Raw genomic sequence first — 8,629 nt, forward strand, 5'->3', positions numbered from 1 at the left:
GGAAATGCGAAGTACCCTGTTTTTGGGAGCAAAAAGGTAAAGTGAGGAAAAGGGTTTACCCCAAAAACAGGGAAGATAAAGATTTCAGAATATTCTTGCTTTTAAAGATAGAACCTACCCCTAGCGGTAACGGCATAAGAGTAGGTGAGGTAAGATGCATATTGCTAGGCTTATCCAAGGGTGATAATTATTTGAGAGAGAAGGTATCTCCATCTAGATAGACACTCAATCTCACATCTTTCATCCCTAGCTTTTCACCCATTTCCCGCTTTTTCCCTTTTGAACCATCAAAAACAAGGACTTGGGATTGGCCAATCACTTTTACTTTATTACCACTCACGAGAATTGCTGTAGACTCATCAATACCAATGCATTTGAGGGATGGGTTTTCTATTGCAAGGGTGATTAGCCTGTTGTACCTGCTTCTTTGGACAAAATGTTGGTCAATGATGGCATTTTTGACAAGCCCCAATCCATTCGACAATTTTGTGTTTCCTTTTTCAATCACCCGAAAACCCCCATCAGCTTCAGGGTAGAGGACTTGGTCTCCTGTGATCATCTTTTCACTCATCACAGCGGCACCGGCACTGGTTCCGGCAATGGTGCCTCCATTATGGTAACAATCCCAAATTGCCCTCTCTATGGCTGTACCTGCCACCACATCCATAAACCTGATTTGGCTACCTCCTGAAATAAAAATCAACTTGGCATTTCTTATAGAATCCAGGTGTGAGGTGGAAGGCGTTTCGCCCATAAGAAAATTAAATGCCGTTACGGACGAAATTCCGTTATCTGAGAATTGCTTTTTGCCTGAAATTATGGCCGCGTCTGTGTCGGCTGAAGACATCGGAAGGACTACGGCATATCCTTCAAAACGAACCCCGGCTTCATCTATCATCTCATCGATCATTGATGCAGGTCGGGAACCTCCCCCGATGATAAAAAGTTTGCCCTGAGCAAAAGCAGTGAAGTTTACAAATAAGAGGAAGAGAAAGATGATTGGCTTTTTCATTTGGCAATAGTCTTGATATTTTAAGTTTGGTTGTCAATTTAGCCCTTCTAGGTGAAGTTTATTAATTGATCGGGGGGGGCTGGGTGGATTCCGTACAGGTGTAGGAAGTAATTCTACAGTATTATCCTAGACACTCACGGGGGATCGGGATCTAATTAGATTATTCAACCAAACGCTCAAATGAAAGGTAATTCTTGGCAAAATGAATTGCAAATTCAGAAAATAAAAAAGTGCAGATACAATCTATACCTAGCGGTTACGCCTTTCTTCGCCCAGACGGGGACTTCACGACACACCTACGCCCAAGTTGGGCCTGTTATTTCCGAAAGTCTAAATTTCTTTACTTTTATGGTATAGGTAACTTTGATCAAATTTGAAACTAGAAGGTTCCCATTTTCCATTTACCCAATCAAACTTCAAAACATGTTTAAAAGTATCTCCTTTAATTTCTAATTTGTATAATTTCCATTCTGTAAAATTCGACATGAGGTTCGTATCAGCAGCGTATCCTTTTTCAAGAATCATAAGGTTACCGTCTTTAAAGTAATAATCTCCAAAATATACATCCTCCATCTCGCAACTGAAGAACAAAAAAGTGCTATCATCCTTAAACTCATAGCGATTTATACAACCATCGGCTATACTGCACTCCCAAGTCGTACCGAAAATGTCAATAATTTCCACTTTTTTCTTTTCTCGCAAATTGCAATGATCAAAAAGCGATACAATAATTACGACTAATAATATTCCTTTCATTTTCATAGATAATTTTGCTGGAACGCTTCACTGATTTGCTTTTGAACGTTTTCCTTTTCAAGGCCCCGCCTGAGCGTAGTAAAACGCCTGATGCTAGGACTGGGTGGGATTTGTAATCCCACCCTCTTATCTATTCAATTTGTAATTGAATACAAATCAAAAACCTCTAATCGAAAGGTAATTCTTGGCAACTTGAATTACAAATTCATATAATAGAAAATCGTAGTTAAAAACTACGCTTAGCAGACACGCTATTCTACACCTAGGTGAGGTGTAGATAGAATCTACGCCTAGCTGTTTTTTTTCTAAATTTCATTGCCGTTTCTTTTTTCATTTTGTTCCCTTGAATATTGATATACCAGATTATCCTTGAATTTCAACAAATCAGAATTTTTGGGTTTCACAATCAAGCCGCTGTTGATACTGTCAAGTGCATCAATTGTTCTTCCTAAATCTTGGTAAATTTGTGCCTTCAAAATATGCCCATCTATGGAATCAGGAAATAATTTAATAGCTGAATCAATTAATTCAAGAGCAAGATCATAATTCCTTTGAACCCTGTGAACCATAGCGATTCGAAGATTACAATCAAAAATAGATTCTTGCATCACTTTGGGGAACTTGTTCTTTTCGGCATTGGCAATGGCCCGTTTAAAATCTTCAATTGCTTCTTCGAAAAATTTTAGCTGAAAATTGCATAAACCTCGATAATAGAACCCATAAAAATCCTCTTCCATTGAAACAATCATCTCATTGGCCAAGGACATAGATTCTAACCATTTCTTTTCCAAATATAGTTTTTCAATAGCCTGAAGTTTCTTCCATTGATTATTGACCTTCATTAAATATGATGGTAGCAAGAGAACCTTCTTTAACTCCATATTTGGAAGACTTTTTTAAAAATACCCGATGATTAAGTTTTGTAAAACTAAAAGTAATATCAAAAAAGTGAATTTCATTTCAAAATAGGCAAGTCTTTAATTGAATTTTTAATTTCATAATTGGATAACTGATTCAAAATAGTCTGACGGCTTTAAGCCTTCCGACTATGTCGTCTTTGTGCCTTTGTGGGATGTACCTGCCTTTTGCGTCTTAGCGGCTTCGCGAGAGAGAATTTTTCTTTACCAGATTTTTAAAGCACTTTTCAGTTTGATCCAAAAAAGTCTGACGGCTCTAAGCCTTCCGACTTAGTTGTCTTTGTGCCTTTGTGGGATGTACCCGCCTTTTGCGTCTTAGCGACTTCGCGGGAAATTTTAATATCCGACTATGTCCTCCTTGTTTCTTCGTGGGAAAAACCTCTTTTGATTTTAAACATTCCTGAAACTTATTGACTTTCTAGATTGTATTTACAGCAAAATAACAGAAAGCACCCTTTTCATGATCAAAATCATCGTCGGTACCAACCGCAAGCATTCCATCTCCGAAAAAATAGCATTGATATATCAGGATCTTTTGGCCAAAATGGATACGCCATCAGAGATTCTACTTTTAGAGGATTTGCCCCATGATTTTATTTTCTCGGCCCTTTACCACAACAATGGAAAGAATGAAGCCTACAATGTATTTCACCAAAAAGTCAAAGAAGGGAAAAAGTTTGTCTTTATCGTACCTGAATACAATGGTTCCTTTCCGGGGATTCTGAAGGGTTTTATCGATGGGATGACTTATCCCAATTCTTTCCGCAATAAAAAATGCGCCTTGGTAGGCATATCATCAGGAATAGGCGGGGGTGGCATCGCTTTGAGCCACCTCACCGACATCTTCCACTACGTGGGTATGCATGTACTTGCCCTCAAACCCAAACTAGCTAAGATCGAGGACAATATGTCAGATAACCTGCTCACCAACAGGCTGTACATGGAATTACTCCATACCCAGGCAGAAATGTTGATTAACTTTTAGAGTTAATCAACATTGTCATGCAAAAACCTGTTGTTCTTCAGAAACTCATTTTCATCCGTCAGGTTGTACCTTGAGATACTTCTCTCAGAGCTGTGCTGCACATCAGCCAATTTCACTTCTTTTCTGAGGTAAGCAGGTGTCTCTAATTTTTCCTTGAATTCCTCAGGATGGTGGTTGTAGGTTTTGATGCTTTTCAGCTTTTCAAAACGCTCATGCGCCCTTTGGATGGCTTTCAGCTTTAGTTGTTCATAGTAATCATTGCTGTGCGCAGGCTTCTCTTCCGCTTTTTCTTCTGCCTTTGGCAATTCTTCTGTGATCTCTTCTTCGGTATTCAATTCAAAGATCACTTTCTTAGACTCAGACTTAGCAGGAACAAACTCAAACTGAGGCTCCATTTCTATCTCTTCCTCTTCTTTGTTTTCAAAAGCAGGGGCAGAAACTTCTGTCTTTGGCTTGATTTCTTCAGGCTTGCTTTCATTGGCTGGAGTAAACAAAGGCTTGTTGAAAGTAAAAGTGTAGGTCTGACCTGCAGCAGGAGTGGCATCCTCTTCTACTTTGGAGGTCTTGCCTGATTCGAGATCGATTACTTTTTTGCTTGTATCCTCTTCTTCTTTCACCGCAGCGACGACAACTTCCTCTTTCTTTCCTGAAGGAGAAGCAGTGGTCAGCCTGTCCATTTCAAAACCTGTGGCAATGACTGTGACGCGGATTCCTTTGCTCAGTTCAGCATCGATACCCTGACCAAAAATGACTTCAGCATCGTCACCGGCTCTTTCTTGGATATATTCGGTAATTTCGCTCAATTCGTCCATGGACAATTCATCATCTTCACCGGACATGATCGAAAGCAATATTTTCTGAGCGCCTTTGATGTCCACGTTGTTCAACAATGGAGAAGCAATGGCTTTCTCGGCAGCACGGATGGCGCGTCCTTCGCCTTCTTCGGTTGCAGAACCCATCACGGCAGCACCGGCATTTTTCATGACTGTTTTCACATCTTCGAAATCCACATTGACATCCTGATGGATGGTGATGATTTCGGCGATGGATTTGGCGGCAGTCGTCAACACGTTGTCAGCTTTGGCAAAAGCCGAACGGATGGCAAGGTTACCATAGATTTCTCTCAATTTGTCGTTCAGGATGACCAAAACAGTATCGCAGCTTTCTTTCAAAGCTTCGATGCCCTGCTGTGCAGCGATCATTTTCTTCCTTCCTTCGAATACAAAAGGAGCAGTAACGATACCTACGGTAAGGATGTCCATGTCCTTGGCGATTTTGGCGATCACCGGTGCGGCACCTGTTCCTGTACCACCACCCATGCCGGCAGTGATAAATACCATCTTGGTATTGTCCGAAAGCAATTCTCTGATGTCCTCTTTGCTTTCCAATGCAGCGCTCTTTCCTTTTTCAGGATTGGCACCTGCGCCAAGTCCTTCGGTTAGGTTTGCGCCCAATTGAAGTCTCAAAGGAACGGGACTACTTTTCAAAGCCTGTGCATCCGTGTTGACCACGACAAACTCCACATCTTTGATACCTTGGTTGTACATATGGTTCACAGCATTGGAACCACCTCCTCCAACACCAATCACCTTGATGATTGATTTATGGTTTTTTGGAAGATCAAATTTGTAATCTTTCATGTTATCTGACATTTTTTATCTATTGGTGAATTTGTTTTCCTTTTTAGTATGGTTTTTGTTAAGAAAGGGAAGTAGAAGACAAAGTCCTCTACCTCCCTAGTATGATAAGCCCTAGTAATTATCGTCCTCTTGGATATCATTGGCGATGATACCTTTCAGTTTCTTACCTATGCTAGAGAATATGTTCGGGCCAAACTCTGTTTTTACAGGTTTGGCCTGTGCTTTTTGTGTGTTGTTGTTCACGCTTTCTTTTCTTAGTCTGTAAAGATTTTCCCTTTCGTCAAGAGATTTGAATCCGGCCAATACCAATCCTACTGAAGTGGCGTACATTGGGCTCTTTACTTCCTCGATTTTGGATTTTCCCAAGTGCTCATTTGGATAGCCGATTCTGGTGTCGAGCCCGGTCATGTATTCAAAGAGTTGGGATACTCCCTGTAATTGCGAGCCCCCACCTGTGAGGACAATTCCTCCTGTAAGCTTCTTGTAGTGGCCGCTGGCTACCAATTCATTTTGGACGTATTCGATGATTTCTTCCATCCTTGCCTGAATAATCGCAGCGAGATTTTTGATGGAAATTTCCTTGGGTTGTCTGTTTCGAAGACCCGGGATAGATACGATTTCATTTGGATTGGCTTCTTCTGCAATGGCTTTGCCAAATTTGGTTTTGAGCAACTCAGCTTGATGGTGCAATACCATGCATCCTTCCTTGATGTCCGAAGTGATGATGTTTCCTCCCAATGGGATGACGGCAGTATGTCTGATGATATTGTCGTAAAATATGGCAATGTCTGTGGTGCCTCCGCCGATATCCACCAAGCAAACCCCGGCTTCTTTGTCCTGCTCGCTAAGTACAGACAGAGAACTGGCCAATGGCTCGAGGATCAGATCCTGAGAAATCAGGTTGGCACGCTTCACACAACGGTTGATGTTATTGATGGCAGTTGTTTGCGCAGTGATGATATGGAAATCAGCCTCAAGTCGGGACCCGGACATTCCCACAGGGTCTTTGATTCCATCTTCATAATCCACAGTATAGTCTTGTGGCATGACATGGATGATGGTATTTCCGGGAGGTACGACGATGTTTTCCATGTCATTGGAAAGTCTTCTGACATCCTCCACGGTGATTTCATCTTGATTGGGCTGACGGATAATGACCCCATGGTGGATTGTACTGCGGATATGCTGTCCGGCAATCCCGACAATCACTTCCACAATATCCACGTCGGCCATATCGGACGCATCCTGCATGGCTTTTTGAATGGCATTGACAGTCTTGTCAATATTGGTGACGATACCGCGGATGACTCCGTCGGATACGGCTTTGCCCATCCCGAGAACCTCAAGTTTTCCAAACTCATTTTTGCGGCCGATGATGGCGCATATTTTGGTGGTTCCGATGTCAAGTCCTACAATCAATTTGTTATTTTCCATAGCGATTTCAATTATTCACAAACAATCTGGCCCTTATATTTTACACTCACTCTGCTGTATGCATTCCATCCTTTTGCAGGGATGATTTCTTCATAAAACAGGTTTATCTTTTCAAATTTTTCTTCTAAATCTTTGGCATCACCAAATTCGATGACCTGCTTGCCAACTTGCTGATAAAGCCTGATATCAGACTTTTTGGGAATATCCATTCCGGAAATCTGCGCTTTCCAAAACTCATCTCCATTGATGAAATTGATCATGGCCATGAGGTCGCTGTGGCTTTCAGAAATATCTTCGAGCTTCAACAGGCTCTCGGCATAGGCCCCTTCAAGTGTCATCACCCTCGTGGTATATGAATTGGAGGTTGGCAGGATTTTGCCTTCCGTAGAAATGTAGCCGTCCGCTGCACTTGGTCTCACGATCCTGGCAATCGGAATGTGTTGGCTGATTTCAACCATCACATGTCCTTTAAGATCTGCAAACACTTCGGCATTGCGTACAAAAGCATAGGTCTCTACCTTCTTTTCAATTTTATTCAAATCCACTTCCTTCATGGAGATTCCTTTTTGAAGGAGAGGAAATTCGTTCTGTATATTTTTCAAAATGTCCTTTTCATTCACGAAATAGACATCGGCAATTCCTTTGACCCTAATCTCAATACCAGAGAATACCTTTTCGGAATCCTTTTTTTCAACGAATCCGATAAAGCCGATCAGAACCAATGTCAAAGCGGCAAAAATCAATGATTTTTTTATCCTGAACTTTTTCATAGCGATTTCATCCAGTTTGCAATGGGCAATACCAATCTGTCAATGTCTCCGGCACCGATAGTGACCAAAACCTCCGGCTGATTGGCTTTGAGATAATCCAACAATCCTTCTTTGGATTGGAGTGATTTCTTGTCGGAAGTGATTCCCTCCAACAACATTGATGCATTTACTCCCTCGATGGGAAGTTCCCTTGCCGGATATATTTCCAACAAAACCACTTCATCCGCTAGGGAAAGGCTCTCGGAAAATCCTGCTGCAAAATCCCTGGTCCTTGTGAAAAGATGCGGCTGGAAAATTGCCGTCAGTTTTTTGTTAGGATACATTGCTTTGACCGAAGAAAGGAAAGCACGAATCTCCTCAGGATGGTGGGCATAATCATCTATAAATACCCTGTCCTTTTCCTGAACCCAGATTTCAAATCTTCTTTTTACTCCTTTATAGCTTGCCAATCCTTCTCGGACGGCTTGTTCTTTTATCCCATAATCCAAAGCGACTGTGATGGCAGGCAGGGCATTTTCAACATTGTGGAATCCCGGCATGTACATTTTCAATCCCTTGATTTCTTTGTCTCCACTGACATAATCGAAAGTAAAAGCAGCAGGTCCAGCCACAATGTTTTTGGCTTGGATCTCTCCGATATTGATCCCGTATTGCTTTACGGTTACTGATTCGGATTTCGGAGCGCCGAGTTTTTGGAAGGCCTTAGCATGGATATACAATGACCCGTCGGCAGCAATCAGGTCAATGAATGCCCGGAATCCATCCATCATCTGTGCATCATCTCCATAGATATCCAAATGGTCAGGATCGGCACTGGTGACCACAGCCACATTTGGATGAAGGTGCAGGAAAGAGCGGTCAAACTCATCTGCTTCCACGACCACTGTTGCGTCTCCACTTTCCTCATCATGGAGGATGAGGTTGGAATTGTAATTTTGTGTCAGTCCACCCAAAAAGGCAGCGATATTTTTTCCTCCCGATTTCAAAAGATGGGCGACCATGGAAGAAGTTGTAGTCTTGCCATGTGTTCCCGCTACGGCTATCGTCGGAAGATCTGCTGTAATCATCCCGAGCACGGCAGCCCTTTTCTTTATGCTGTAGCCGTTGTTTTGGAA

The 8,629-nt window shown here is 41.9% G+C and carries 9 protein-coding genes; 2 read left to right on the plus strand and 7 right to left on the minus strand.

Translation table 11 applies throughout. From position 1 onward, the window contains the following. The coding region (locus ACZFYI_RS10875) for a hypothetical protein (RefSeq protein WP_462524155.1) at window positions 1-221 on the plus strand (221 nt) is incomplete at its 5' end. Here the strand turns inward: ACZFYI_RS10875 and ACZFYI_RS10880 are convergent. From ACZFYI_RS10880 to ACZFYI_RS10890, 3 genes are all read right to left on the minus strand, one after another. Continuing rightward, window positions 188-1,012, minus strand: coding sequence for a cyanophycinase (locus tag ACZFYI_RS10880; protein WP_462524156.1), 825 nt, complete (start codon window positions 1,010-1,012; stop codon window positions 188-190). The two genes, ACZFYI_RS10875 and ACZFYI_RS10880, sit on opposite strands and share 34 nt — an antisense overlap. Before the next feature lie 330 nt (window positions 1,013-1,342). Continuing rightward, on the minus strand, window positions 1,343-1,768 hold the full coding sequence (locus tag ACZFYI_RS10885) for a hypothetical protein (protein ID WP_462524157.1): 426 nt from the start codon (window positions 1,766-1,768) through the stop codon (window positions 1,343-1,345). A gap of 305 nt (window positions 1,769-2,073) precedes the next feature. After that, window positions 2,074-2,649: a tetratricopeptide repeat protein gene (locus ACZFYI_RS10890; RefSeq protein WP_462524158.1), complete on the minus strand. Its 576-nt coding sequence runs from the start codon at window positions 2,647-2,649 to the stop codon at window positions 2,074-2,076. 496 nt (window positions 2,650-3,145) lie between these two features. Between ACZFYI_RS10890 and ACZFYI_RS10895 the strand changes: the two genes are divergently transcribed. Continuing rightward, entirely contained in the window at window positions 3,146-3,670 is a 525-nt protein-coding gene (locus tag ACZFYI_RS10895) for an NADPH-dependent FMN reductase (protein ID WP_462524159.1), read from the plus strand. Window positions 3,671-3,672: 2 nt separating this feature from the next. Here the strand turns inward: ACZFYI_RS10895 and ftsZ are convergent, their stop codons facing one another. The 4 genes from ftsZ to ACZFYI_RS10915 form a co-directional block, all read right to left on the minus strand. Further along, complete coding sequence (gene ftsZ / locus ACZFYI_RS10900; RefSeq protein ID WP_462524160.1) at window positions 3,673-5,310, minus strand: cell division protein FtsZ; 1,638 nt, start codon at window positions 5,308-5,310, stop codon at window positions 3,673-3,675. Between the two features lie 111 nt (window positions 5,311-5,421). Beyond that, window positions 5,422-6,744, minus strand: a complete 1,323-nt coding sequence (ftsA, locus tag ACZFYI_RS10905; RefSeq protein ID WP_462524161.1) for a cell division protein FtsA — start codon at window positions 6,742-6,744, stop codon at window positions 5,422-5,424. Window positions 6,745-6,755: 11 nt separating this feature from the next. After that, window positions 6,756-7,514, minus strand: coding sequence for a cell division protein FtsQ/DivIB (locus tag ACZFYI_RS10910; RefSeq protein WP_462524162.1), 759 nt, complete (start codon window positions 7,512-7,514; stop codon window positions 6,756-6,758). After that, on the minus strand, window positions 7,511-8,629 hold a 1,119-nt coding region (locus ACZFYI_RS10915), incomplete at its 5' end, for a UDP-N-acetylmuramate--L-alanine ligase (protein ID WP_462524163.1). The genes ACZFYI_RS10910 and ACZFYI_RS10915, both read right to left, overlap by 4 nt.

The sequence above is a fragment of the Aquiflexum sp. genome (genome assembly GCF_977115555.1).